This window comes from Microbacterium nymphoidis (assembly GCF_021044885.1).
Lineage (GTDB): Bacteria > Actinomycetota > Actinomycetes > Actinomycetales > Microbacteriaceae > Microbacterium > Microbacterium nymphoidis.
In genome coordinates this window covers 1709328-1732951 of the sequence record NZ_JAJNOD010000001.1, presented here as the reverse complement: position 1 = coordinate 1732951, position 23624 = coordinate 1709328, and the positions used below count along the sequence as shown (strand labels likewise).

The 23624-nt window shown below is 67.9% G+C and carries 20 protein-coding genes and 1 pseudogene; 14 read left to right on the top strand and 7 right to left on the bottom strand.

The features are described 5' to 3' along the window. Positions 1–297 precede the first annotated feature (297 nt). The 8 genes and pseudogenes from LQ566_RS08040 to LQ566_RS08010 all read left to right on the top strand — a co-directional run bounded on the left by LQ566_RS08040 (position 298) and on the right by LQ566_RS08010 (position 7526). On the top strand, positions 298–3252 hold the full coding sequence (locus tag LQ566_RS08040) for a Na+/H+ antiporter subunit A (RefSeq protein WP_231091093.1): 2955 nt from the start codon (positions 298–300) through the stop codon (positions 3250–3252). Continuing rightward, a complete protein-coding gene (locus LQ566_RS08035) occupies positions 3249–3812 on the top strand; it encodes a Na(+)/H(+) antiporter subunit C (protein WP_231091092.1) in 564 nt (187 codons plus the stop codon). Before LQ566_RS08040 ends, LQ566_RS08035 begins: the two co-directional genes overlap by 4 nt. Next, complete coding sequence (locus LQ566_RS08030; protein WP_231091091.1) at positions 3809–5371, top strand: Na+/H+ antiporter subunit D; 1563 nt, start codon at positions 3809–3811, stop codon at positions 5369–5371. Before LQ566_RS08035 ends, LQ566_RS08030 begins: the two co-directional genes overlap by 4 nt. Further along, a complete protein-coding gene (locus LQ566_RS08025; RefSeq protein WP_231091090.1) occupies positions 5368–5931 on the top strand; it encodes a Na+/H+ antiporter subunit E in 564 nt (187 codons plus the stop codon). Before LQ566_RS08030 ends, LQ566_RS08025 begins: the two co-directional genes overlap by 4 nt. Continuing rightward, entirely contained in the window at positions 5928–6191 is a 264-nt protein-coding gene (locus tag LQ566_RS08020; protein WP_231091089.1) for an MrpF/PhaF family protein, read from the top strand. The genes LQ566_RS08025 and LQ566_RS08020 overlap by 4 nt, the downstream gene beginning before the upstream one ends. Continuing rightward, positions 6188–6544, top strand: a complete 357-nt coding sequence (mnhG, locus tag LQ566_RS08015) for a monovalent cation/H(+) antiporter subunit G (RefSeq protein WP_231091088.1) — start codon at positions 6188–6190, stop codon at positions 6542–6544. The genes LQ566_RS08020 and mnhG overlap by 4 nt, the downstream gene beginning before the upstream one ends. 76 nt (positions 6545–6620) lie before the next feature. After that, a pseudogene (locus tag LQ566_RS17770) lies at positions 6621–6740 on the top strand (DUF2510 domain-containing protein); the annotation flags it as partial. 81 nt (positions 6741–6821) lie between these two features. Beyond that, a complete protein-coding gene (locus LQ566_RS08010) occupies positions 6822–7526 on the top strand; it encodes a DUF2510 domain-containing protein (RefSeq protein ID WP_231091087.1) in 705 nt (234 codons plus the stop codon). A gap of 70 nt (positions 7527–7596) precedes the next feature. On the opposite strand, the gene LQ566_RS08005 is transcribed toward LQ566_RS08010, so the two are convergent. Then, positions 7597–10143: a penicillin acylase family protein gene (locus LQ566_RS08005; protein ID WP_231091086.1), complete on the bottom strand. Its 2547-nt coding sequence runs from the start codon at positions 10141–10143 to the stop codon at positions 7597–7599. Positions 10144–10243: 100 nt separating this feature from the next. Continuing rightward, the gene (locus tag LQ566_RS08000) at positions 10244–11860 is read right to left on the bottom strand and encodes a glycoside hydrolase family 10-like protein (RefSeq protein WP_231091085.1); all 1617 of its coding nucleotides are present in this window, start codon (positions 11858–11860) and stop codon (positions 10244–10246) included. A 120-nt stretch (positions 11861–11980) separates the two neighbouring features. Between LQ566_RS08000 and LQ566_RS07995 the strand changes: the two genes are divergently transcribed. Beyond that, a complete protein-coding gene (locus LQ566_RS07995; RefSeq protein WP_231091084.1) occupies positions 11981–12439 on the top strand; it encodes a DUF3995 domain-containing protein in 459 nt (152 codons plus the stop codon). A gap of 25 nt (positions 12440–12464) precedes the next feature. On the opposite strand, the gene LQ566_RS07990 is transcribed toward LQ566_RS07995, so the two are convergent. From LQ566_RS07990 to LQ566_RS07970, 5 genes are all read right to left on the bottom strand, one after another. Continuing rightward, positions 12465–14489, bottom strand: a complete 2025-nt coding sequence (locus LQ566_RS07990) for a YhgE/Pip domain-containing protein (RefSeq protein WP_231091083.1) — start codon at positions 14487–14489, stop codon at positions 12465–12467. Continuing rightward, a complete protein-coding gene (locus LQ566_RS07985) occupies positions 14486–15619 on the bottom strand; it encodes a hypothetical protein (protein ID WP_231091082.1) in 1134 nt (377 codons plus the stop codon). The genes LQ566_RS07990 and LQ566_RS07985 overlap by 4 nt, the downstream gene beginning before the upstream one ends. Beyond that, the gene (locus LQ566_RS07980; RefSeq protein ID WP_231091081.1) at positions 15616–16293 is read right to left on the bottom strand and encodes a TetR/AcrR family transcriptional regulator; all 678 of its coding nucleotides are present in this window, start codon (positions 16291–16293) and stop codon (positions 15616–15618) included. Before LQ566_RS07980 ends, LQ566_RS07985 begins: the two co-directional genes overlap by 4 nt. 122 nt (positions 16294–16415) lie before the next feature. Next, a complete protein-coding gene (locus LQ566_RS07975) occupies positions 16416–17234 on the bottom strand; it encodes an ABC transporter permease (protein ID WP_231091080.1) in 819 nt (272 codons plus the stop codon). Then, the gene (locus LQ566_RS07970; RefSeq protein WP_231091079.1) at positions 17235–18170 is read right to left on the bottom strand and encodes an ABC transporter ATP-binding protein; all 936 of its coding nucleotides are present in this window, start codon (positions 18168–18170) and stop codon (positions 17235–17237) included. Between the two features lie 353 nt (positions 18171–18523). On the opposite strand from LQ566_RS07970, the gene LQ566_RS07965 reads away from it, so the two are divergent. The 5 genes from LQ566_RS07965 (at position 18524) to LQ566_RS07945 (ending at position 23612) form a co-directional block, all read left to right on the top strand. Next, on the top strand, positions 18524–19303 hold the full coding sequence (locus tag LQ566_RS07965; RefSeq protein ID WP_231091078.1) for an HNH endonuclease family protein: 780 nt from the start codon (positions 18524–18526) through the stop codon (positions 19301–19303). A gap of 142 nt (positions 19304–19445) precedes the next feature. Then, positions 19446–20450, top strand: coding sequence for an SIS domain-containing protein (locus LQ566_RS07960; RefSeq protein ID WP_231091077.1), 1005 nt, complete (start codon positions 19446–19448; stop codon positions 20448–20450). An 18-nt stretch (positions 20451–20468) separates the two neighbouring features. Then, a complete protein-coding gene (locus LQ566_RS07955) occupies positions 20469–21767 on the top strand; it encodes an ABC transporter substrate-binding protein (RefSeq protein ID WP_231091076.1) in 1299 nt (432 codons plus the stop codon). Positions 21768–21860: 93 nt separating this feature from the next. Continuing rightward, the gene (locus LQ566_RS07950) at positions 21861–22742 is read left to right on the top strand and encodes a carbohydrate ABC transporter permease (RefSeq protein ID WP_231091075.1); all 882 of its coding nucleotides are present in this window, start codon (positions 21861–21863) and stop codon (positions 22740–22742) included. A 3-nt stretch (positions 22743–22745) separates the two neighbouring features. Continuing rightward, positions 22746–23612, top strand: a complete 867-nt coding sequence (locus tag LQ566_RS07945) for a carbohydrate ABC transporter permease (protein WP_231091074.1) — start codon at positions 22746–22748, stop codon at positions 23610–23612. The last annotated feature ends 12 nt before the right edge of the window (positions 23613–23624 follow it).

The following is a 23624-nucleotide window of genomic DNA, read 5'->3' as shown; positions in this document are numbered from 1 at the left end:
TTCCCCAGGGTTGTGAAAATAGCCGCGTCCCCACACGGCTGCGACGACTCGGGCGAATCGTCGATCGGATCGTACGTGTATGTGAGGGTCCTCATTTAGTTGTGCATCCACCATGTGGAGAAGTGCCGGAGGAGGCCGCGTGCTCCGCCCGAGGTGACGATCTGCGGCGGGCCATCGTGTCCGTCTTTTACCGCGATCCTGGTTTTTTCGCCGGAGACAGGCAGCCAGCCTGTAAAATGGTCGTACCCCGCCCGCCTGTGTCGACGTACTGCCGACCGACGAGTCCGGAGGTCGCCCATGCTGCTTCTTCTCACCGCGTTCGCGGTGGTTCCGTTGATCCTGCCCGCGGTGATGAAGCGCTGGCGTTCTGATGGCTTTCTCATCGGAGCGGCGCTGTCCGCTGCCGCGTTCGTCCACGCCGCCGCGCAGGGACCGTCCGTGCTCGCGGGCGGCGAGGTGGACGAGAGCCTGACCTGGATTCCGGAACTCGGCATCTCGCTCTCGATGCGCATGGATCTGCTCGGCTGGATCATGGCGCTGATCGTGACCGGCGTCGGCGCGCTGGTGCTGCTCTACTGCCGGTGGTACTTCGCGGGAAAGGAAGCGCGGGGCCTGGGCCTGTTCGGCGCGGTTCTGCTGGCCTTCGCCGGTGCGATGTACGGGCTGGTCCTCACCGACGATCTGATCGTTCTGGTGATGTTCTGGGAGACCACGAGCGTGCTCTCCTACCTGCTCATCGGCTACTACCACAGCCGCTCCGCCAGTCGCCGTGCGGCACTGCAGGCGCTTCTGGTGACGACACTCGGCGGACTGGTGATGTTCGTCGGCGCGGTGATGCTGGTCGTCCAGTCCGGCACCACCAGCATCACGGCGATCCTGTCGGATCCGCCCCAGAACGCCTGGCTGGGCCTCGCACTCACGCTCATCCTCGTGGGCGCGCTCAGCAAATCGGCGATCTTCCCCTTCCACTTCTGGCTTCCGGGAGCCATGGCCGCCCCCACGCCGGTCAGCGCCTATCTGCACGCTGCGGCGATGGTCAAGGCCGGCATTTACCTGCTCGCCCGCTTCGCCCCGGCGTTCGCGGACGTGATGCCGTGGCGGCCGGTCGTCGTGATCCTCGGCATCGTCACGATGCTGCTCGGCGGTGCGCAAGCGCTGCGGGAGACGGACCTCAAGCGCATCCTGGCCTTCGGCACGGTGAGCCAGCTCGGCATGCTGACCGCGATCCTCGGCTACGGCACGCGCGACGCGGCGCTGGCCGGAATGGCGCTGCTCATCGGGCATGCGCTCTTCAAGTCGGCCCTCTTCCTGGTGGTGGGCGTGATCGACCGCCAGCTGTCCACCCGCGACGTCTACGAGCTCTCCGGTCTCGGTCGTCAAGCGCCCGCCCTCGCGACGGTGTCGATCATCGCGGTGGCCTGTATGGCAGGACTTCCGCCCACGATCGGCTTCGCGGGCAAGGAGGGCGCGCTCGCCGCCTTCTGGGATGAGGCGTTCGGCGGATCGGTGTGGGGATGGATCGGCCTGGTCGGCCTCGCGGTGGGTTCGGCGCTCACCGTGGCCTACGGCATCCGCTTCGTCTGGGGCGCGTTCTGGAGCAAGCGTGATGAGTCAGGCGTGGCCGTGCCCACGATCTCCTGGCCGCGGCCGCCCTTCGGCTTCGTGCTGGCCCCGGCGATCCTGGCCACGCTGAGCCTCGTGGCCGGCCTCGTCGCGCCTCTGCTCGATCACCCCCTGGCGCTCTACGCGGACACGGCGCCGCGCTCGTCGAGCGGTATTCCCGAACCGGCATATGACGCGCATCTGTCCCTGTGGCACGGATTCGAGGCTCCACTGTTCATCACCATCGGCGCGATCGTGATCGGTGCGCTGGTGTTCTGGTGGAGCCGGGCCGCCACCTGGGATCGTCGTCCGCACCTGCTGCCGTTCACGGGCGTCGATGCGTATGTCGGCACCCAGCACGCCGTCGACCGGCTCTCCGTGCTGGTCACCGCACTCTTCCAGCGGGGTTCGCTTCCCATCTACGTCGGCACCATCTTCGTGGTCTTCGTCGGCGCCGAGATCCCCGCGCTGCTCGCGTCGCCATCGTGGCGCGGTGCGATCGATGCCTGGCAGCATCCCGTCCAGCTCGTCCTCGCCCCGGTGATGATCATCGCCGGCATCGTGGCGGTGCGCGCCCGCAAGCGCTACACCGGCGTGGTCCTGGTCTCCGTCACCGGCCTCGGGATGGTTGTGCTGTTCGCCACGATGGGTGCCCCGGACCTCGCACTCACCCAGGTGCTCGTGGAGACCGTGACCCTCGTCACCTTCACCCTGGTGCTCCGCCGTATCCCGGCCCGGATGGGTGATCGCCACGCCAGCGTCTGGCCGGTCACCCGCGCCATCATCGGTGCCGCCGTGGGTCTGACCCTGGCGTTCATCGTGGTGGTGGCCACCGACGCCCGGAGTCTGCGGCCCGTCTCCGACGACTTCCCCGCGCTCGCCTACGAACTCGGCCACGGCAAGAACGTGGTCAATGTGGCGCTGGTCGACCTGCGCGGCTGGGACACCATGGGGGAGCTGTCGGTGCTGGTGCTGGCGGCCACCGGTGTGGCGTCGCTCGTGTTCGTCACCAACCGCACCGATCTGCTCTCGCAGGTGCGCGCCGTGCCCAAGGCGCGCAACCGCAAAGCCAGGCTCCGCCCGTTCGTCGAGACCACCACCGGCAGCATCGCCGTGCAGAATCCGAGCAACGCTCTCGCGCCGCGCGCCTGGCTGGTGGGCGGTTCCACGATGGACCCCCGGTCCCGCTCGATCATGCTCGAGGTGATCGTCCGGCTGCTCTTCCACACGATCATCGTGGTCTCGGTGTATCTGCTCTTCGCCGGGCACAACCTCCCCGGCGGCGGCTTCGCGGGCGGTCTGGTCGCAGGAATGGCGCTCGTGATGCGCTACATCGCCGGTGGCCGGTACGAGCTCGGCGCCGCCGCTCCGACCGATGCGGGACGACTCCTAGGCGTGGGCATGCTTCTCGCGGTGGGGTCGGCGCTGATTCCCATGCTGTTCGGCCAGGCGGCACTGACCTCATCGTTCTGGAGTGTGGATGCCGGCTTCCTCGGGCACATCGAGTTCGGCTCGTCCACCATCTTCGACCTCGGTGTGTACCTCGTGGTCATCGGCCTGGTGCTGGACGTGCTGCGCAGCCTCGGCGCGGAAGTCGACAGGCAGCTGCACGAGAACGACGACCCGGCTGATGACGTGGTGATCGCATGACCGTATCCGGAGTGCTCATCATCGTCATGGCCGTGCTGGCCGCGGCGGGCGTCTACGCGATGCTCGAGCGCAGCCTCACCCGCGTGCTCATCGGCTTCCTGCTGCTGGGCAACGCGATCAATCTGCTGTTGCTCATCGTGATGGGAGCGCCCGGGATCTCCGCCTTCTACGATCCCGACAACCCCGCCAGCGCGGACGACATCAGCGATCCGCTGCCCCAGGCGCTCACCCTCACCGCCATCGTGATCACGTTCGCGGTGAGCGCGTTCCTCCTCGCCCTGATCTACCGCTCGTGGCAGCTGGGGCAGGCCGACACCGTCGAGGACGACGAGGAGGACCTTGCGGTGCGCGAGCGCTCGGACGCGGAGGAAGACGTCATCCACGACGACGCCGACCTCAGCGCCGACGACGCCACCACCGACTTCGTGGGCGTCGACACATCGCCCATCACCATCCTGCACAGCTGGGACGTGCCCGGAATCGACGAGGACGCGCCGGTCGACCGGCCCGTTCCCGTCACGAAGGCCGATGACGACGACTCGCGGGAGGGGAACGCATGACCGCTCACGCGCTCGTCCCGATGGTGGTGATCCTGCCGCTGCTGGGCGCTGCCCTCACGCTGGTGTTCGGTCGCCAGCGACGTACGCAGATCCTGGTCTCCGTCATCACGCTGTCCGCGGTCTTCCTGGTGGCCGCTGCGATGCTCATCATCGTCGACCAGGGAGATATGCCGCTTGCGGTATCCGTCGGCGGCTGGCCGGTGCCGTTCGGCATCGTGCTCTACGTCGACCGGCTCTCGGCGCTGCTCGTAGCCGTCTCCGCGGTCGTGCTGCTCGCCGTCCTCCTGTTCTCCGTCGGACAGGGTGCGGCGGATCGGGATGAGGACACCCCGGTGTCGATCTTCTTCCCGTCGTATCTGATCCTCGGCGCCGGCATCTTCGACGCGTTCATCGCCGGCGATCTGTTCAACATGTACGTCGGCTTCGAGATCCTGCTCGTGGCCTCGTTCGTCCTCATCACACTCGGCGGCACGGCGGCGCGCATCCGCACCGGCGTGGTCTACATCGTGGTCTCGCTGGTGTCGTCCATCCTCTTCCTCGCCGCGATCGCGATGATCTACGGCGCCGTGGGTACGGTGAACCTCGCGCAGCTCGGCGAGCGCCTGGCCACGCTGCCGCAGGAGACGCAGACCGTGCTGCACGTGATGCTGCTGGTGGCGTTCGGCATCAAGGCCGCCGTGTTCCCCATGTCGTTCTGGCTGCCGGACTCGTATCCGACTGCGCCCGCGCCGGTGACGGCCGTGTTCGCCGGCCTGCTCACGAAAGTCGGCGTGTACGCGCTGATCCGCACAGAGACCCAGCTCTTCCCCGACAATGACATGTCCCTGGTGCTGGGCGTCGTGGCGGTGGCCACGATGGTGGTCGGAGTGCTCGGCGCCGTCGCGCAGGCGGAGCTCAAGCGCATCCTGTCGTTCACGCTCGTCAGCCACGTGGGTTACATGGTGCTGGGTATCGCGATCGGAACCTCGGCGGGCTACGGCGCGACGGTCTACTACACCGTGCACCACATCATCGTGCAGACGACGCTGTTCCTCGCGGTGGGGCTGATCGAGCGGCGGGCCGGGTCCACCTCGATCCTGCGCGTGCGGGGCCTCATGACGGCCGCTCCACTGCTGGCCGTCCTCTACTTCCTCCCGGCGATCAACCTCGGTGGCATCCCGCCGTTCTCGGGGTTCATCGGCAAGTACGCCCTGTTCGTCGCCGCAGCGGACGTGGGCACACCGCTGATGTGGGTGATGATCGCCGCCGGCGTGATCACCTCCCTCCTCACGCTGTACGCGCTGATGCGCGCCTGGAACCTCGCGTTCTGGCGCGAAGAAGACGACGCGGCCGAGATCGAGCCGCGCATCCGGCACCTGGGCGACGCACCCGCGGCCGACGACGCGTCCGAACAGCGCGCGAACTCCCGGATCATGACCGCGGCGACCGCGGGACTGGTCGCCGTCACCATCGCGCTGACGGTGTTCGCCGGTCCCCTCTTCGAGCTGTGCGATCGGATCGGATCGGCACTCACCACACCCGTCACGCTCTCGCAGCTCGAGGAGGAGGTGCCCTCATGAGTCCGGAGACCCGTCGCACGTTCGGCCAATCACTCTGGCGGCAGCTGCCGTTCTTCGTCTGGCTGATCGTGGTGTGGATGCTGCTGTGGGGAGAGTTCTCCGCGTTCTCACTGGTGAGCGGCGTCATCGTGGCCTTCGTCGTCACGCGCATCTTCCTGCTGCCGCCGGTCGAACTGTCCGGGCGCGTGAACGTCTGGTACCTCGCGGTGCTGGCCGTGACCTTCAGCGTGGCCGTGGTGGCGGGTTCGCTCCATGTGACGCTGCAGGTGCTGAACCCGCGCCGCTATCCGGGCACCGCGATCATCGGCGTCCAGCTGGAGACGGACGACGACCTCATCATGACCCACGTGGGCGTCACGGCCTCCCTGATCCCCGGCTCCCTGGTGGTACAGACCGATCGCACCAACCGCATCCTGTACCTGCACGTGCTGGACATCGACGATGAGGAGAGCCTGCGCAAAGCGAAGGCCGAAGTGCGCAGGTGGGAGCGGCGCATCGTCCGTGCGGTGGGCTCCCGAGACCAGATGGACGCATTGCGACGAGCGGAGGCGAAGGCATGAATCCCCTGCTGATCGTGATCATTGTGGTGTTCGGCATCGCGGCGCTGCTGACGCTCGTGCGCATCGTGCGCGGACCCTCCATCCTCGACCGTGCCGTCGCGTCGGACGTGCTGCTCACCGAGGTGCTGTGCGTGCTGGGTGCGGAGATGGCCATCAACCACCACACCCGCAACCTGCCGGTGTTGCTGATCGTCGCCGCCGTCGGGGTGTTCGGCTCGATCGCCGTCGCGCGATTCGTCGCCCGGAGGGAGAAGCCGTGAGCTGGGACATTCTCTGGGACACCGCCGCTCTCGTCCTGATCCTGATCGGAGCGCTGCTGTGTCTGGTGGCCGCCATCGGTCTGCTGCGCTTTCGCGATGTGCCCACCCGCTTGCACGCCGCCACCAAGCCGCAGGTGCTGGGCCTCGTGCTCATCGCGCTGGCCGTGGGCATCTCCGTGCGGTCCTGGCCGGCGGTCGGGATGCTCGTGGCGATCGTGCTGATGCAGTTCGCCACCGCTCCGCTGTCCGCGCACATCATCGGGCGTCAGGCCTATCGCAACCGCACTCTCGACCAGGACTCGCTTCTGGTGGACGAGCTCGCCGACGCGCAGTCCTCGGACAACGACGACTGACACGAGACGTCCATCTGCGGGTGAGAATCACCGCAACGCGCCGAGTCTCGCCCGCAGAGAGAGCTCTCGCGGCACGATGGAGAAGACGACAGGGGGAAGAATGAGCGCGCAGCCAGGATGGTACGACGCTGAGCAGCCGGGACTCCAGCGGTGGTGGGACGGTGCGGGGTGGACGGAGCACGTGCGAACGACACCGGCACCGCCGGCGCCTCTCGGGTCGCCGGCACCTGGGTTCGGGGCAGGCCCGATATCAGCGACCGGCACCGCAGCACCGGATATGAGGATCATCCCGGGCTGGTACCGGATGCCGAGCACCGGCGAGGTGCGCTGGCACACCGGCACGATCTGGTCGGGCTATTCGCTGCGTGACGGCGTTCCCAAGCCCGATCGGATCACCGGCTCGCAGCGCTCGTCGCAGGGCCTGATCCTCGCGATCCTCTACCTGATCGTCGGGATGATGCAGACATCGCTGGCGATCAGCAACCGCGGGTTCATCGCGAGCGGCGGCCTGTTCCTGGTGCTCGGCGCGTTCTGGCTCTATGGCGCGCTGCGGGCTCGCAAGCGGGAACGGGCACCGCGACCCGTGGACGCCGCAATCGTGCTCGATGCTGTTCGCCCTCTGCCGGGCGAGGCCGAGGCCGCCGGCGCAGGCTGGTATCCCGGCGATCAGCCCGGCCGCACACGGTGGTGGACGGGAGCGCGTTGGTCGCAGTACGTCGCCAAGAACGGCGAGGTGGAGCCGATCTACGGCGTCGAGCGCTCGCTTCGCATCGCAACGCGAATGGGCATGTGGCTGACCATCGCGGGCGCTGTCCTCCTGGCGCTGGGCATCGTGCTCCTGAATGCGACACGGGCCGACGGGATCGCCATCTTCATCGCCTCGATCGGCGGTGCGTTCCTGGTGGCCGGTGGGCTGCTGTGGATCATCTTCGGCTACCGTTCCCGCGCACTGGAGCGCTCTCAGCACCGCCCCGTCCCCTGAGACGCCCGTCCGTGGGCGAGAACCGCCAACAACGCGCTGTCTCTCGCCCACGCGGGGAAGTCTCGCCGGATCAGGGCCGCAGGATGAGGGTGTCCGTCGCGGCCGCGGCGACGGCGTCGGAGCTGAAGGCCCAGGGGCGCTGTACGCCCACCGACCAGTCCGGTGTCTGATCCACGTAGTTGGGATGGAAGGCGTGGCCGCTCGCGCCCGTGAGGTGGATCCACGTGGATTTGTCGAAGTCCGAGACGTCCAGCACCATCCGCATCGACGGCACCGACGTGGTGGCGAAGCTGGAACCGAGGTTCCACCCCGTCGCGTCCACAACGGACGAGCCGCCGCCAACGGCGTACGGGCCGCGGTTGAAGAGCCATTCGATGGGAGCGATGCCCGACTTCCCGAACGTCGCGCTGGTCAGCGTGATGGCGTGCAGCGAGCCCCAGTTCCACTTCGTGACGTCCTCACCCTGCAACGCGGCGAGTCGGTCGTAAGCGCGGTTCGCCACGGCCGTGAGCACGGCGTCCCGGCCGGTGGCCCCGGAGACCGGGTCCACCCACCAGGGTGAGTCGGGCTGCTCCAGCAGCGTCGAGACCACCTGGAACATCCGGCCCTGACCGCTCACCGGCGCGGGGGCCGGTTCGTGATCCCGGAAGAGCGCCGTTCCGAGGGTGTCCCACAGCACGTTCGCGTATGCCGCAGCGGGGGAGTCGATCGAGTTCTGTGCGTCCCACTCGCCCAGGAGCGCAACCGCCGCCTGCGGGCCCTTCCGGTCGATCGGCAGGTCGGCGATGGCGGATGCCAGCTGCGGGCCGAGCCAGAACTGCTTGTCGTTCTGGATCTCCTGCATCCGGCTCGCGTCCATCTTGCCTTCGGCGAGCGTCTGGGTGATCAGCTCGGTGATCCGCGCTGCCCGGTAGCCGTGGTCCCAGTCCTGGCTGAGGAAGTACGGGTAGCTGTCATCCACGATGGCGTTGTTCGCGGTCACGATGAAGCCCTGCGCAGGGTTCTTCACCATCGGCATCTCATCGAAGGGGATGTAGCCGGTCCAGTCGTAGGAGCTGTCCCAGCCCGGAGCGGGCACGGATCCGTCACCGGCCCCGCGGATGGGCTGCAGCCCCGGAGCCTGGTAGCCGATCGTGTTCTCCTTGTCGGCGTAGATGAGGTTCTGGCCGGGAACGTCGAAGACCGATGCTGCCGCGCGGAAATCGTCGAAGTCCTTCGCGGTGTTCAGCACGAAGATCGCCTTCGCGGTGTTGCCCGGCTGAAGGGCTGTCCATCGCAGGCTGACGGCGTATGCGTCACCGGCGGGGGCTCCCGCGATGTCGGCATGCTCCGCGATGGAGGTGAAGTCGCCGGTGAGGCCGGAGAGGATCGGGCCGTGCACCGTGGAGCGGATCGTCAGCGGCACATCGGCGCCGCCGGCGACCGTGATGACGTCCTGCTTCTCGGTGATCGGAACCAGTGCGCCGTCGCGCCAGTACTGATCGCCCTGCAGCCGTTCGATGTAGAGATCGGCGACGTCGGTGGTCAGGTTCGTGAAACCCCACGCCACCTGGGCGTTGTGGCCGATCACCACACCGGGAAGCCCGGAGAAACTGAACCCGCCCACATCGAACGGGCATTCCTCCGACACGGTGGAGCACCGCAGCTGCACCTGGTACCAGACGCTGGGGAGCGCCGCGCCGAGGTGCGGGTCGTTGGCGAGCAGCGGAAGACCGGTGTCGGTGAACTCGCCTGCGACCACCCAGGAGTTGGATCCGATCCCCTCGCCCGGGTCGCCCAGCAGCGCGTCGGCGGCTTCGATGACTGTGCCGACCTCGCTCCACTCGATGCCGGTGTCCGACACCGACGGCACGCGAACGGCACCGGTGCTCTTCTGCTCGGGCAGCGGCGGCACGATCGTGGGGTTCTGATCGAACGGGTAGGCGGGGTAGAGCTCGGCGATCTGCTCGGGCGTGAAGTCCTGCGCAAGGATGGCGCGATCGGTCTCATCCTCGATGTTGGTGCGCAGATCCCACGCCATGGCCTTGAGCCAGGCCACGGAATCCGCCGCCGTCCACGGCTCGATCTCATAGTCCGGGTTCTGCAGGCCCAGCACCGCGTACTCGAGCGACACGTCTGCACCGTGGTGCTTTGCCAGGTACGCGTTCACGCCCTTCGCGTACGACTCGTAGTAGCTGCGGGTGGTGTCATCGAGCGCCGCCACCTCCTGCTCCGCGATCTCGTGCCAGCCCAGTGTGCGCAGGAACTTGTCGGTGTCCACCTGCGATTCGCCGAAGAGCTCCGACAGGCGCCCGGATGTGGTGTGCCGGCGGAAGTCCATCTCCCAGAAGCGGTCCTGCGCGTGCACGAACCCCTCGGCGAAGAAGAGGTCGTCGGTGGTGTCGGCGGTGATCGTCGGCACGCCGGCCGCGTCGCGTTGCACGGTGACCTCGGCCGACAGCCCGGACAGCTGCACCTCACCGCGCACCTGCGGGAATGAGCGCTGGATGGTCCAGCTGATCAGCACCCCCGCCACCACGATGATCGCGACGACGGCCGCCAGTAGTATCCACAGCGTCCGGGTCACGATGATGCGGGCGCGCCCTCGGGTACGCGTGCCGCCAGGTGTCTTCGCCATTGAGAACTTCCCTCCCCGCTGCTCCCCACGAACAGCAGTGCGCCAGGGGCGCCCATTCTCGATGTTAGCGATCACGGGCGCCCCCGGCGACTTTGTGCGTTCAGTTCCCGGTGGTGCGGGGCTTGCTGGCGGCGGACTCGTTCCACAGGCGATCGAGCGCCGTCACCACGTAGGTGTACGTGGTTCCGGCGATGGCCGTGGCGTCGACCCAGCGCTGGACGGTCCCGCCCTGGGTGCGCACGGTGGCGATCAGGTTGCGCGCGTCATCCGTGTCGATCGAACGCACCGATCCGGCGACGCGGTAGATCGCGAAGGAGGTGGCCTTGGTGCGAGCGGGACCGGTGTCCTGCCACTGCAGCTCCACGCCGCCGGCGGAGGCGGCGGCACGGGACAGCACCGGCTGGCGGACGGCGACCGCGGGTAGGTGCGGCATCGTCGGGATGATCGCGGGGTGGGCGTAGTGGTCCTCGCGAACGCGGGTCATGGCGCCCAGGGCGTTGGTGCGGACATCGCCGGACGAGTAGTAGACGTTGCCATGCACCGGCCGGCCGCTCGCGGTCAGCTGGGCATCCAGCGCGAGGTGGTTGCTGAGCTCGGCAGGGTCGGTGAACGCTCCGCTGGTGACCTTGTAGACCGCTTCGCCGATGTACAGCTGCGTGTTCGACGCCTTCGCCACATCCGCCCACCAGGGCGCGAGCTTCGCGTAGTCGGCGACGGCGAGGCCGATCTGCCAGTAGATCTGCGGGTTGATGTAGTCGAGCCATCCCTCCAGCACCCACTTGCGGCTGTCGGCGAACTGCCCGTCGTACGACTGGGAGCCGTTGGTGTCCGAGCCGAGCGGGTCGGTCGCGCGGTTGCGCCAGATGCCGAACGGCGAGATCCCGAACTTCACCCAGGGCTTGGTCTGCTTGATCCGCTCGCTGATGGTGCGGACGAAGGTGTCGACGTTGTGGCGGCGCCAATCGCCGATATCGGTGAATCCGCCACCGTGAGCAGCGAAGGTCGCCGCATCCGGGATGGTCTGACCGGCCACCGGGTAGGGGTAGAAGTAGTCATCGAAGTGAACGCCGTCGATGTCGTACTTGGCGACGGAATCCAGGATGGCGGCGTAGATGTGCTCCTGCACCTCCGGCAGGCCCGGGTCGAAGTAGAGCTTGCCGCCGAACGCCCACACCCATTCGGGGTGCACCCGCGCGGGGTGCTCCGGCACCAGGGCATCGCGATTGGTGTCCATGGCCACGCGGTACGGGTTGTACCAGGTGTGCAGTTCGAGGTTGCGGGCGTGCGCCTCCTCCACCATGAAGGCGAGCGGATCGAATCCGGGGTCACCGCCCTGCGTGCCGGTCAGGTACTTCGACCAGGGTTCGAGAGGACTCGGCCAGAACGCGTCGGCGGTGGGCCGCACCTGGATGAAGACCGCGTTGAGGCGGTAGGAGACAGCGAGATCCAGCCACCCGATGAGCTCGGCCTTGAGCTCGTCGGCCGACAATCCCGTGCGCGATGGCCAGTTGATGTTGACGACGGAGGCGATCCACATCGCGCGCAGCTCGCGCTTGCGGACGGTGGTGCCGGGCGTCACGCCGGCGCTCGTGGAGTCATCCGCGTGGGCGACGGACAGCGGACCGATCGCGACGCTGAAGAGAGCGCCGGCGGCACCCGCGGTGGCCAGTGTGAGGAACCCGCGGCGGTTCATGGTGGGGATCGATGGGGGCGTCATTGCAACTCCGTAGATGAGGACTGGTTAATCTTTTTCAGATCATCCCGTGATCGTGGGAGTAATTTTCACACGGTCTTGGGGCAACCGCAACGCGTGCTCTCCTGCGCCTAGGCTCAGAGCATGGGTTTCGTCCGGGGTGCCGCGCGGGTCATCAGCGGGATCGGGTTGGCCGGTGTGGGAGTGCTTCACCTCTGCTGGTCGGCCGGATTGAACTGGCCCGCGAAGAACCGCGCTCGCCTCGCCTCAGCCACCGTGGGAAACGCCCGCGCGATGCCGGCGCCCGGGCCCACCGCGGTGGTGGGGGCGGTTGCGCTCGTCGGAGGAGTGGTGACGGCGGGCGCGCTCGGCGAGTCTCGCCTCATCGTGTCGGGGCGCCGGCTGATCGGCCTGGGGTTGCTCACACGCGCGGTTCTCGGCGGCGAGGTCGCGCTGCGGGTGCTGGGCATGGGGCCGGCGGATCCGCGCTTCCGCCGACTCGACGCGCGTGCCTACCGGCCGCTATGCGCTGTGCTCGGTGCCGCCGTCCTGCTCGGTTCCCGGCGCACGTCGTCTCGCCACGATCGGTCGGCGACCGCGTAGCGAGACGACGCGCGCGAGGCGCAGATCAGCCGATCAGACTCGGGGCGAGGTCGCGCATCGTCCGGCGACGCGTCATCCGCGAGACCCCGAGGATCGCAAGCACCACGGCTCCGATCAGCCACATGAGCAGCACGCCGATGTCGCTCCACACCCGGTCCCAGCCGCCGGAGCCGTACATGATCTGGCGCATCGCATCGACCACGTAGCCCATCGGGAGGATGTGGTGCAGCGATGCCAGTGGGGCGGGCAGCGTCTGCCACGGGAACGTGCCACCGGCGGTCACCAGCTGCAGGACCATCAGGATGAGGCCCATGAACTGGCCGACCGATCCCAGCCACACGTTCAGCGCGAGGATGATCGCCGTGTAGGTGGCCGAGGCGAGTACCAGGAGCCCGAGCGCCGCCGCCGGGTTCGCGAAGTTGAAGCCGAGCGTGATGGACAGCACGGCGAACAGGCCGACCATCTGCACGGCGCCCAGGAGTGCGGGCGTCGCCCAGCCCGCCAGGGTCACGCGTACCGGCGAGTGCAGTGCGGTGACAGCGCGGCGCGAGATCGGCTTCACGATGAGGAACAGGGCGTAGATGCCGATCCACGCGGCGAGCGCTGCGAAGAACGGTGCGAGGCCGGCGCCGTAGTTCTGGGCCTGCGTGAGCGTGGTCTTCGCGATCTGCACGGGGGCGCCGAGTGTGTGCGCTTGGGCGGAGCGGGTGGCGTCGTCGCTGTTGGGGATCTGCTCGACACCGGCGGCGAGGCCGTCGCGCAGAGTGACCTCCCCGTCGTGCAGCTGGGTGAGGCCGTCGGCAAGCGTTCCCACGCCGTCCTTCAGCGTCACCGTTCCGGTGTGGAGCGTGACGGTGCCGTCGCGGAGGGTGGCGGCACCGGTGCTCACCTGGGAGGCGCCGTCGGCCACCTGGCTCGCACCGTCGCGCAGCGCAGCGGCGCCGTCGGCGGCGGTCACCGCCCCGTCGTGGAGCTGTGAGGCGCCGTCGGCCACCTGGACCGCGCCGCTGTTGAGCGTGTCGATCTTGTCGCGCGCCCCCTGCACCTTGTCCACGGCGTTCGTCAGCTCGGTTCCCACGGGGTCGAGGGCCGCCAGCACGCGATCGATCTGATCGGCGGTGAGGCCCTGCTCGGTGAGGCGTGTGCGGATGTCCTCACGCACGGCGGGAAGCTGATCGGCCGCGTTCTGAGCCGCATCGCCGATCTGGTCGGCGATGTCGGCGAGCTGACCGGTTCCGCCGGCCACCTGGCTCGCACCGTCCGCGAGCGTGGCGAGCCCGTCACGCAGCTGCACGGTGCCGTCGGCGAGGGTTCCGGCACCATCGCGCACGCTGGCGGATCCGCTGGCCACCTGGCTCGCGCCGTCCGCCAACGTGGTGGCACCATCCGCAAGGGCCTGCGAGCCGTCGACCAGCTGCTGAGCTCCATCGCCGAGCTTGCTCGTGCCGTCCTGCGCCGTGACCAGACCATCGACCAGCTGGGTGGCGCCGTCCGTGGCGTCGACCAGCTTGGTGCGGATCTCGTGCAGCGCATCGAGCATGGTGAGGCCGGCCTCCGACACCACCTTCTCGGTGACGGTGCGCTGGATGGTCTCGATCGCCGTCTTGCCGATCGTGGAGGCGAGGTAGTTGTTGGCGTCGTTGGTGCGCAACACGAGGTCGGCGGGGTGGGGATCATCGGTGGCGATGGATGCGATGCCCTCGGTGAAGTCCGCGGGGATCTCGACCGTGAAGTCGTAGGCGCCGGCATCGAGGCCGCTCTCCGCCTCCGCGGCGGACACGCGGTGCCAGTCGAAGGTGTCGGAATCCAGCAGCTCCTTGGCGACCTCATCGCCGATGTCGCGCTGTTTGCCGTTCACCTCGGCGCCGTTGTCGTTGACCACCAGGGCCACCGGGACGTTGGTGAGGTTGCTGTACGGGTCCTGGTTGGCCCAGAGGTACAGCCCGCCGTAGAGGATGGGGACGCAGAGCAGCGCGATGAGGGCGATCACCGACATCTTGGTGGAGAACAGCCGACGGAACTCGGCTGCGATCATCTGGGGCATTTTCATCGTGCATCCTCCGCGTCGTCGCCGGCCGTCTCCGGTCGCGCTGCGGACAGGTCGTTCGTCTCCCCGGAGGACAGATCCTCCGGGAGCGGGGTGTGGGGGTGCGGAAGGGCTGCCGCGTCTTCGGCGGCGTCATCCATCGCGGTGGCGAGCTGCTCGTCGAAGTCGAGCGCACCGAGGGCGTCGGTGGCGTCGTCGGTGGCGTCGTCGTCTGCGGAGGCGTCCTCGGGCGAAGCCGCCGTGGCGTCTTCAGGATCGGGGAGCGCTTCGCCGACGTCGCCCGCACCGGGAGCGTGCTCGGCGACGGCCTCCTCCTCGTCGGGTGGGTCGCCGGCATCGGTGAGCGCTTCGTCGAAGTCGACGGCACCGAGAGCGTGCTCGGCGATCGCCTCCTCCTCGTCGGTGGCGGCATCGGACACGATCACCTCGGTCTGGCTGAAGGCGGCGAGAATGGCATCTCGCTCGTCGTCGGCCAGCCCGACCGTGTCGGTGCGGTCCTCGTGGAGCACCTGCCAGGACGCGCGCCCTGCGATCACGAGGACGGCGAAGTCGCGGCGGGCGAAGTCCTCCGCGACGGCCCACCACGTCTGCGGACGGCCGCCGTGACGGTCGGGCGACACGATCACCAGGCCCTCGACGCCCTCCCGCTGCGAGGCGAGCTCAGTGAGCAGACGAACGCGTCGCGACGGCTCGACACTGCCGATCGGCATCATCGTGAGGTCGGCGAAGCCGTGCTCGCCCATCCACTTGCGTGCGGAGATCGGATTGGACGGCAGTCCCGCGAACATCAGCTCCTCCGCGACGACTCCCACCGTGATGACGTTGGGATCGGGGTCGCTCACATCCGGCGCGTCGATGAGGGCGACCTTACGGCGCAGCTCCCCGGCGCGGTGGCGGCCGTTGATCAGCACCTCTCCGGCGTCCGGCTTCATGCGTCCGCTGGCGATGAGGCCGAGCACCGTGGGGCGCTGTTCGGTCTCGGCTTCCACCAGCACTGCCTCACCGGTGGCGTATCCGGTGGTCGTCGGGGCCAGGATGGGGGATCGCTCCGATCCCTTCGCAACGCCGATCAGCTCGATCCGCAGCGGGTCGGTGGACGCCCGGCGGGCGCGAAAGAGGGGGCGGCGCTTCATGCGCGAACCTTCGTTCCGGTGGTCTCGGTGGTCGATGTGGTTGATGCAGATTCTGCACGGTCGGCAGACTCTGTGGCGTCGTACTCGCGAACGAGCGTGTCGACCTCGCGCCAGGACAGGCCTGCTGCACTCAATGCTGCGCGGGTCGCCAGGCGGGTGGCGTCGGCCTCCTGGGAGTCCACGTGGGTGATGACGCCACGGGCGGCCTCCTCGACGAGACGCGCCGTGAGGTGGGGCGGCAGATCCTGACGGAGCACCCCGCGCTCCGCGCCGCGCTCGCAGATCTCGATCAGCCGACGACGCAGCGGCAGGATGGCCTCGGCCGTCTGCGCGACCAGCTTCTCGTTCAGGGCCAGAGCTGCGGCCGCGTGGACGTGGCGGGCCTGCGCCCACAGTGCCGCAGCGAGGTGAGCCAGCGCTGCCCGGGGATCGTCGTCCTGCACGGTCTCAGCGATGCCGTTGAACTTCTCGGCCCCGGCGGCGATCACCGCGGCGACGATCGCATCGCGGTCCTCGAAGTGCCCGTACAGCGCGCGCCGGCTGAGTCCCGCTTCGCGTGCGATGGCGTCGACGGACGCCGCCGGGTCGGAGGCGAGAACGCCCACCGCGGCGGCGAGGATGCCGGCGCGGTTCTCCTCGGCGTCGCGTCGGCGCGGGATCGAAACGGTGCTCATGTACCCAGCGTATGAATCTGCACAGTCCTGTGCAAGTTAAAGTGCACTCACTTGTGCAACTTCTCGGCAACCTCCGAGCGAAGCCGCTCCGTCACCGCTCCTCGCGGATGAGGAGCGCCGTCTCAGACGCGCTTGGTGTCGCGGCGGAACATCAGCACTGCCAGTCCGGTGAAGACGATGAACCAGGCGAAGAGGTTCACCCAGGCCATCGGGTCCAGCGGCGCTCCGATGATCGCCTTCTGTGAGAGATCGGCGATGCCCCACAGCGGCGTGAAGGTGGCCGCGGTCTGCAGGCCTTCGGGCAGCAGTGCGAGGGGGACGAACAGGCCGCCCATGAAGCTGAGGATGGGCAGGAGCGGGCCGAGGTAGCGCATCGCGTTCTGGGCCGGGAAGGCGTAACCCACGGCCAGGCCGAGGCTGGTCATGCTGAGCGCGGTGAGCCAGGCCAGCAGCGCGGCGGGAATCAGGTGGTCGAGCGGCGCGGTGATGCCCAGGATGGCACCCGCGATCAGCGTGACCGCGACCGCGATGGCCCCGAGCGCGAGGCCGGTGATCACCTTGATCAGCATGTAGACCAGCGGATTGAGGGGGGTGAGCCGCAGCTGACGACTCCACCCCTGTGCGCGCTCGGCGGCCACCGAGACGCCGGTCATCGACGCGGCGACCATCGATCCATAGACCGCCATGGAGATCATGATCGGCACCGCGGCCGAGATGCCGCCGTCCGCGACCGGCACGTCCGTGGCCGAGTAGCCCTTGTTCGGCAGGGCGATCGCGAACAGCATCGCGATGGGGAAGATCAGCGTGAAACCGACCACCGAGAAGTTGCGGAACACGCGCTTCAGCTCGATCCCGAGGAACGTCCAGCTGAACCCTCCCAGCGGAGGAACCCGGCGCGTGGTGGGATCGATGCGGTCCCTGCGCTGCGAATCGATGGACATTCAGGCCTCCTGCTGCTCGTCGCCGGTGAGGGCGAGGAACGCCTGCTCGAGGTTCTGGCTGGTGATGGTGACGTCGCGGGCCTCGGTCTGCGTCAGCAGGTGTCGGGCCACGATGTCCGAGTCGGCGGCACGGATGATCACGCGATTGCCCTGGACCTCGACTGAGTCGATGCCCGGGAGGGCCGCGAGTGAGGCGGGATCAGCGCCCGGGAGCTCCGCCTCGATCGTGCGCCCCGAGGCCATCGCCTTGATCTCCGCGGTGGTGCCGTCGGCGACGATCTGACCCTTGCGGATGAGGATGATCCGGTTCGCGTAGCGGTCCGCCTCCTCCAGATAGTGGGTGGCAAACACCACGGTGCGCCCGCGCTGGGCGTCGGTGTGGATCGCCTGCCAGAACGAGTGGCGGCCCTCCACATCCATGCCGGTGGTCGGCTCGTCGAGCACGATCAGTCCCGGATCGCTCAGCAGCGCCATCGCGAATCGCAGCCGCTGCTGCTGCCCGCCCGAGCACTTGCCGACCTTGCGGTCGGCGATCTCGCTGATGCCCGCACGCTGCAGCGCCGAGTCGACCGAGGTGGAATGGGCGAACAGTGACGCCGTCATCCTCAGCGTGTCCCGGACAGTGACATCGTTCAGGAGCCCGCCGGTCTGCATCACGGCCGACACAAGGCCGCGGCCGATGGCGGCGCGCGGTGTCTCGCCGAACAGCTCGACCGAGCCCTGATCCGGCTGGGACAGCCCCAGCAGCAGGTCGATGGTGGTGGTCTTTCCCGCGCCGTTCGGCCCGAGGAAGGCGACCACCTCGCCCTGCTCGATGTGCAGGTCGACACCGTTGACAGCCGTGAAACCGCCGAATCGCTTCACGAGTCCGCGAGCTGAGATGGCGGGTGGGGCCGCGGTGTCCATGGCGCGCGAGACGGGCGCGGGGTTCGTCATGACTCCATCCTCTCTCCGTGGCGGGCCTTCGTTGTGCGCTCGGCGGGCTGGGGAGATCGAAAACGCATCGCGCGGGGGCCTGCGCGATGCGAAATGCATCTCCGCTGAGGTGCGGAGCGGGTCACCGAGGTGCGGCAGACTCCACGCCCGGGTGCGTCGGGTCCCGCCGAGGTGCGGGGCTTTGTTCCGGTGCGGCAGACGGCGCGCGCCGGGCCGTGTCGGAGGTGCGTGACACGATGGAAGGCCCGACCTGGAGTTGTCTCATCCACGCCCTGAACCGCCGTGCGCGAAGCGCTGTTCGCCGACCCGTGAGGCGGCGCAGACGTACCGCGATTCCCCCGATCGCTGTCATCGTGGGGATCATCGTGGCCGTCGCGGTGCTCGGTGGGATGCGAGTGGTGCTGCCGGAACTGATTCCGGACGCCGGGCCGACGTCGTCGGTGGGTGCCACGGCGCCGGCCGACACGGCGACGACGCCCGCGGGCGAGCCCGGTGGAGGGCCCTCGTCGCCGACGGGCGCGGCCACGCCGAGCGCCGACGGCTGGGCGAGCCAGCATTCCTCCCCGGCCGAGATCCTCGCCGCGCTCGCGGTCCTCGACACGATTCCGGCCGGTCCTGCCCTCTCCTCGGGTCTGCCATATGACCGTGACGCGTTCGGTCAGCGCTGGGCCGACACCGACCACAACGGCTGCGACACCCGCAATGACGTGCTGCGCCGCGACCTGCACGATGCGGTGGCGAAACCCGGTACCCGCGAGTGCGTCGTGCTCACCGGAGTGCTCGATGACGCCTACACCGGCGAGCGTATCGAGTTCCGCCGTGGCCAGGGCACGAGCGAACTGGTGCAGATCGACCACATCGTCCCGCTGGCGTGGGCGTGGCGTCAGGGTGCCGATGGCTGGAGCCCCGAACGCCGGCTGGAACTGGCGAACGACCCGGCCAACCTGCAGGCCGTCGACGGTGCGGCGAACCAGTCGAAGTCGGCGTCGGGACCCGCCCGCTGGCTCCCCCCTGACGCCGCCTATCACTGCACCTACGCCACACGTTTCACCCAGGTCGTGGCCGATTACGGGCTCGCTCTGCCCGCTGATGACCGTGCCGCCGTGCGCGCGGTGCTGCTGCACTGCTCCTGACCGTCCCGCCGGGGCGTTATTGAATCGTGACCTTTCTCTTCCAAGAAATCTCGTGACAGCGAACGCGCGCCTCTGTACGTTGAGTCGTCATGAGACGTTATAGAACGTGTCATGACGAATTTCACTGGAGAAAGGGTCACTCTTGACTGCCACCGCCCCCTTCGTTGACGCCGAGACGATCGAGCAGCAGCTCACCGCAGCCCGTGCGGCCGTTGCGGCGCGTCCGAGCGTCGCCCGCATCATCCTCACCGCGTGCGGCGGCTCGTACGCCAACATGATGCCGATCGAGTACTTCCTCGACACCCGTGCCGCCTCGGTCGAGTCGCGGGCGATCAACGCCGCCGAGTTCACGTCGCGGAACTCGTCGCGCATCGACGCCGACACGGTTGTGATCCTCTGCTCGCACTCCGGCACCACTCCCGAGACGGTGGCCGCCGCCAAGCACGCCCGTGAACGGGGCGCGCTGACGATCGCGTACACGTTCGACCCCGCGTCACCGCTCGCCCGGGAGTCGGAGTACGTGATCGCGTACCAGCACGGTGAAGGTAAGAGCGAAGCGCACATCGGCCCGACGCTGCTGCTCCGCCTCGCCGCCGGCATCGTCGACGACCGCGACGGCACGTCCCTCTCGGCAGACACCGACGCCGCCGTCGCGAGCCTCGCCGAGCGCGCGCCCGCTCTCCGGCAGGCCTATGCCGACCGCGCGAACGACTGGGCGTTCGCGAACCGTCGCGAGGAGCTCATCTACACGATGGCCTCCGGTTCGAACTACGGCAGCGCCTACTCGTTCGCGATCTGCCTGCTGCAGGAGATGCAGTGGGTCCACTCCGCCTGCATCCATGCGGGTGAGTACTTCCATGGGCCGTTCGAGGTCACCGACGTCGACGTTCCGTTCATCGCGCTGCTGGGCCTGGACGCTACGCGCCCGGTCGAACAGCGCGCGATCGATTTCGCGACCGCCCACTCCGGCAACGTCCTCGTCATCGACGCGAACGAATTCGGTCTCGACGATGTCGCCGAGAGCATCCGCGGCGACTTCGCTCACATCCTGTTCAACATCGTGCTCCGCACGTACGCCGACGCTCTGGCCGACCACCGCGGCCACCCCCTGAGCGTTCGCCGGTACATGTGGCGCATGGAGTACTGAGAAGAAAGGCACGCAACGATGCGTATCAAGACCCGGATCGCGACGGCCGCCCTGGCGGTCGCCGCGCTCACCCTGCCGCTCGCGGCCTGCTCCGGAGGAGACTCCTCCGGAGGTGGCAGCGCCGGCGGCCAGGTGGAGCTGAACTTCTTCCACCGCTGGCCGAACGAGCCGAAGAAGACCTACTTCGACAACCTGGTGAAGGAGTTCGAAGCCGAGAACCCCGACATCACGATCAAAACCGAGAGCGTCCTCAACGACAACTACAAGGACAAGATCAAGGTCGTCGCGGGGTCCGCGAACGCGCCGGACGTCATGTTCACCTGGAGCGGTTCGTTCATCGCCGAGCTCGTGAAGGGCGACGCCCTCATGGACCTCGGCCCGTGGCTGGCGGAGGACACCGACTTCCGCGACAGCTTCTACGAGAGCCAGCTGCCGCCGTTCGCGGAGGGGGACGCCCAGTACGGCCTGCCGATCGGCATGCACTCGAAGGTGTTCTACTACAACACGGAGATCTTCGACGAGTACGGTCTCACCGCTCCGAAGACATGGGACGAGTTCCTCACGGTGCTCGACACCATCGAGCAGAAGTCGGGCAAGCACGCGATCGAGTTCGGTGCGGTCGACACGTGGACCATCGCGCACTACCTGGGAACGCTCAACCAGCGCGTCGTGGACCCCGCGGTCTTCGTCGCGGATCAGGATCCGGCGAAGGGGGAGTTCACCGATCCCGGGTACGTCACGGCGCTCGAGCGACTCGCCGAGATCTCGAAGCACGTCAACGCCGACTTCCTCGCGATCGACCATGAGATGGCGCGAAACGCCTGGATGTCGGGGGAGGGCGCCCCGCTGTTCTACGCGCAGAGCGCTGAGATCGGCTACTTCACGGACGTCGCGTTCGACTATTCGGTGTTCAACTTCCCCGCCGTCGCGGGCGGCAAGGGCGACCCGGATCAGCTGACCGGTGCGCCCGAGGGCTTCGCGATCTCGAAGAACACGAAGCACCCCGAGGAAGCGAAGAAGTTCCTGAAGTTCATGCTGAGCAAGGCCAACGGCATCGCCTACACCGAGACCACGGGCGAGCTCAGCGCGGTGCAGGGAGCGGTCGACGAGGCCGACGTCTCTGACACGACGAAGGAACTCGCACAGCAGATCCTCGACGCGAGCGAGATGACGGCCTGGCTCGACAACGCCTACGACCCGCAGATCGTGGCGACCTACCTCACCGAGACGCAGCTCATGCTCGGCGGACAGCAGACGCCCGAGGGCGTCATGGAGAAGGTGCAGGAGACCGCGAAGCGCGTGCGCGACGCGTCCTGAAACCCGGGCCGCCGGCGTCCCTCCTGCCGCCGGCGGCCCGCCCCGGACACCGCTTCGCCGATGGCGAAGCCCATACTGAAAGAGGAATCGACGATGAAGCCTCGCCTCCGTGCTCTCGGCAGCTGGCTCTATGTGCTGCCGGCCCTCATCCTCATCGCACTCTTCGTCTACTACCCGCTGCTGGCGAACCTCGTCTACAGCTTCTTCTCGTTCCGCGCGGGTTCGGGCGGCATGAGCCCCGTCGGGTTCGACAACCTCACCCGGCTGATCACCGATCCGATCGTGCACACGGCGCTGCTGAACAACGTGATCTACGCCGTGGTCTCGATCATCTGCCAGGTGGGCGGCGGCCTCGTGCTCGCCGCATGGCTCACGCACCTGCTCGGCCCTCGTATGGCCACCTTCCTGCGCAGCGTCTACTTCATGCCCGCGGTCATCTCGATCACCGTGATCGCGCTGATGTTCACATTCATCTACAGCTCGCGCGGCGGGCTGCTCAACGCCTTCCTCGAACTCATCGGGCTGGGCGGGTTGCAGACGGCCTGGCTCGCCGACGTCGACACGGCCATGGGGGCGGTGATCGCCGTCTCCCAGTGGCAGAGCATCGGCTACATCTGCATGCTCTACATCGTCACGCTGCAGCAGATCCCGGCGGACTACTACGAGGCCGCCGCGCTCGACGGCGCCGGCCGCATCCGTCAGTTCTTCAGCATCACCGTTCCGCAGGCGAAGGAGATGATCTTCGTCGCGATGATCCTCACCGTCTCGGGGGCGTTCACGGTCTTCAACGAACCGTTCATCCTCACGGGAGGTGGACCGGGAAACACCACGCAGGTGCTCGCCACCTACATGTACAACCAGGGGTTCTTCCAGAACCAGATGGGGTATGCCTCGGCCATCGCGACCCTCATCTTCCTCATCACCCTGATCCTGTCGCTCGTGCAGATGATCTCGTTCCGCACGGGAAAGGACTGAGCCATGTCGACGACCACTATCTCGACGATCCACGACAAGCCCAAGCGCACGCGGGAGCACGTGTGGAACAGCCCGGTCTATCTGCTCCTGGCCGTCTACGCGATCGTGATCGCCTATCCGCTGATCTGGATGGTGATCTCCTCCTTCAAGACGTCGGCGGAGATCTACGGTGATCCGTGGGGTCTGCCACAGACCTGGCTGGTGCAGAACTACGCCCAGGCGTGGGAGAAGGGCATCTCCGGATACTTCGTCAACTCCCTCGTGGTCACCGTCGTCACGACCATCGCGACGGTGCTGCTGGCGGCCCTGTGCGCGTACGGCATGGTGAGGATGGCCAATCGGGTGGCAGGCGTGGTCCTCATCCTGGCCATGGGAGGCCTGGTCGTCGCGCCCCAGGTGAGCCTCATCCCGCTCTACCAGATGCTCGATGCGCTGGGGCTGCTCGATACGCTGTGGGCGATGATCCTGCCGTACGTGGCTTTCCGCCTGCCGATGGCGATCCTGCTGATCCGGTCGGTGTTCCTCGCGATCCCGCTGGAGCTGGTAGATGCCGCCACCATAGACGGATGCCGCTCGCTGGGGGTGTTCCGTCACGTGTACCTCCCGCTCAGCCGCTCCATCCTCGTCACGGCCGGGGTGCTCACCGCCTACTTCGCGTGGAACGAGTTCCTCTTCGCGATCGTCTTCGTGAACTCGGATTCCAGCCGCACGATCCCCGCCGGCCTCATGTCCTTCCGCGATGCCCTCTCGACGGAGTGGGGCGTGCTGCTGGCAGGACTCGTCATCGCGGCGCTGCCGATCATCATCGTCTTCCTGCTGCTGCAGCGGTACTTCGTCGCGGGCATCGCGGCCGGAAGCGTCAAGGGATAGGAACCACAAACG

Excerpts from the sequence above, each read along its gene's own strand:
- LQ566_RS08040 (WP_231091093.1), top strand. The coding sequence starts at position 298 with ATGCTGCTTCTTCTCACCGCGTTCGCGGTGGTTCCGTTGATCCTGCCC.
- LQ566_RS08035 (WP_231091092.1), top strand. The coding sequence starts at position 3,249 with ATGACCGTATCCGGAGTGCTCATCATCGTCATGGCCGTGCTGGCCGCG.
- LQ566_RS08030 (WP_231091091.1), top strand. The coding sequence starts at position 3,809 with ATGACCGCTCACGCGCTCGTCCCGATGGTGGTGATCCTGCCGCTGCTG.
- LQ566_RS08025 (WP_231091090.1), top strand. The coding sequence starts at position 5,368 with ATGAGTCCGGAGACCCGTCGCACGTTCGGCCAATCACTCTGGCGGCAG.
- LQ566_RS08020 (WP_231091089.1), top strand. The coding sequence starts at position 5,928 with ATGAATCCCCTGCTGATCGTGATCATTGTGGTGTTCGGCATCGCGGCG.
- LQ566_RS08010 (WP_231091087.1), top strand. The coding sequence starts at position 6,822 with ATGAGGATCATCCCGGGCTGGTACCGGATGCCGAGCACCGGCGAGGTG.
- LQ566_RS08005 (WP_231091086.1), bottom strand. The coding sequence starts at position 10,143 with ATGGCGAAGACACCTGGCGGCACGCGTACCCGAGGGCGCGCCCGCATC.
- LQ566_RS08000 (WP_231091085.1), bottom strand. The coding sequence starts at position 11,860 with ATGACGCCCCCATCGATCCCCACCATGAACCGCCGCGGGTTCCTCACA.
- LQ566_RS07995 (WP_231091084.1), top strand. The coding sequence starts at position 11,981 with ATGGGTTTCGTCCGGGGTGCCGCGCGGGTCATCAGCGGGATCGGGTTG.
- LQ566_RS07990 (WP_231091083.1), bottom strand. The coding sequence starts at position 14,489 with ATGAAAATGCCCCAGATGATCGCAGCCGAGTTCCGTCGGCTGTTCTCC.
- LQ566_RS07985 (WP_231091082.1), bottom strand. The coding sequence starts at position 15,619 with ATGAAGCGCCGCCCCCTCTTTCGCGCCCGCCGGGCGTCCACCGACCCG.
- LQ566_RS07980 (WP_231091081.1), bottom strand. The coding sequence starts at position 16,293 with ATGAGCACCGTTTCGATCCCGCGCCGACGCGACGCCGAGGAGAACCGC.
- LQ566_RS07975 (WP_231091080.1), bottom strand. The coding sequence starts at position 17,234 with ATGTCCATCGATTCGCAGCGCAGGGACCGCATCGATCCCACCACGCGC.
- LQ566_RS07970 (WP_231091079.1), bottom strand. The coding sequence starts at position 18,170 with ATGACGAACCCCGCGCCCGTCTCGCGCGCCATGGACACCGCGGCCCCA.
- LQ566_RS07955 (WP_231091076.1), top strand. The coding sequence starts at position 20,469 with ATGCGTATCAAGACCCGGATCGCGACGGCCGCCCTGGCGGTCGCCGCG.
- LQ566_RS07950 (WP_231091075.1), top strand. The coding sequence starts at position 21,861 with ATGAAGCCTCGCCTCCGTGCTCTCGGCAGCTGGCTCTATGTGCTGCCG.
- LQ566_RS07945 (WP_231091074.1), top strand. The coding sequence starts at position 22,746 with ATGTCGACGACCACTATCTCGACGATCCACGACAAGCCCAAGCGCACG.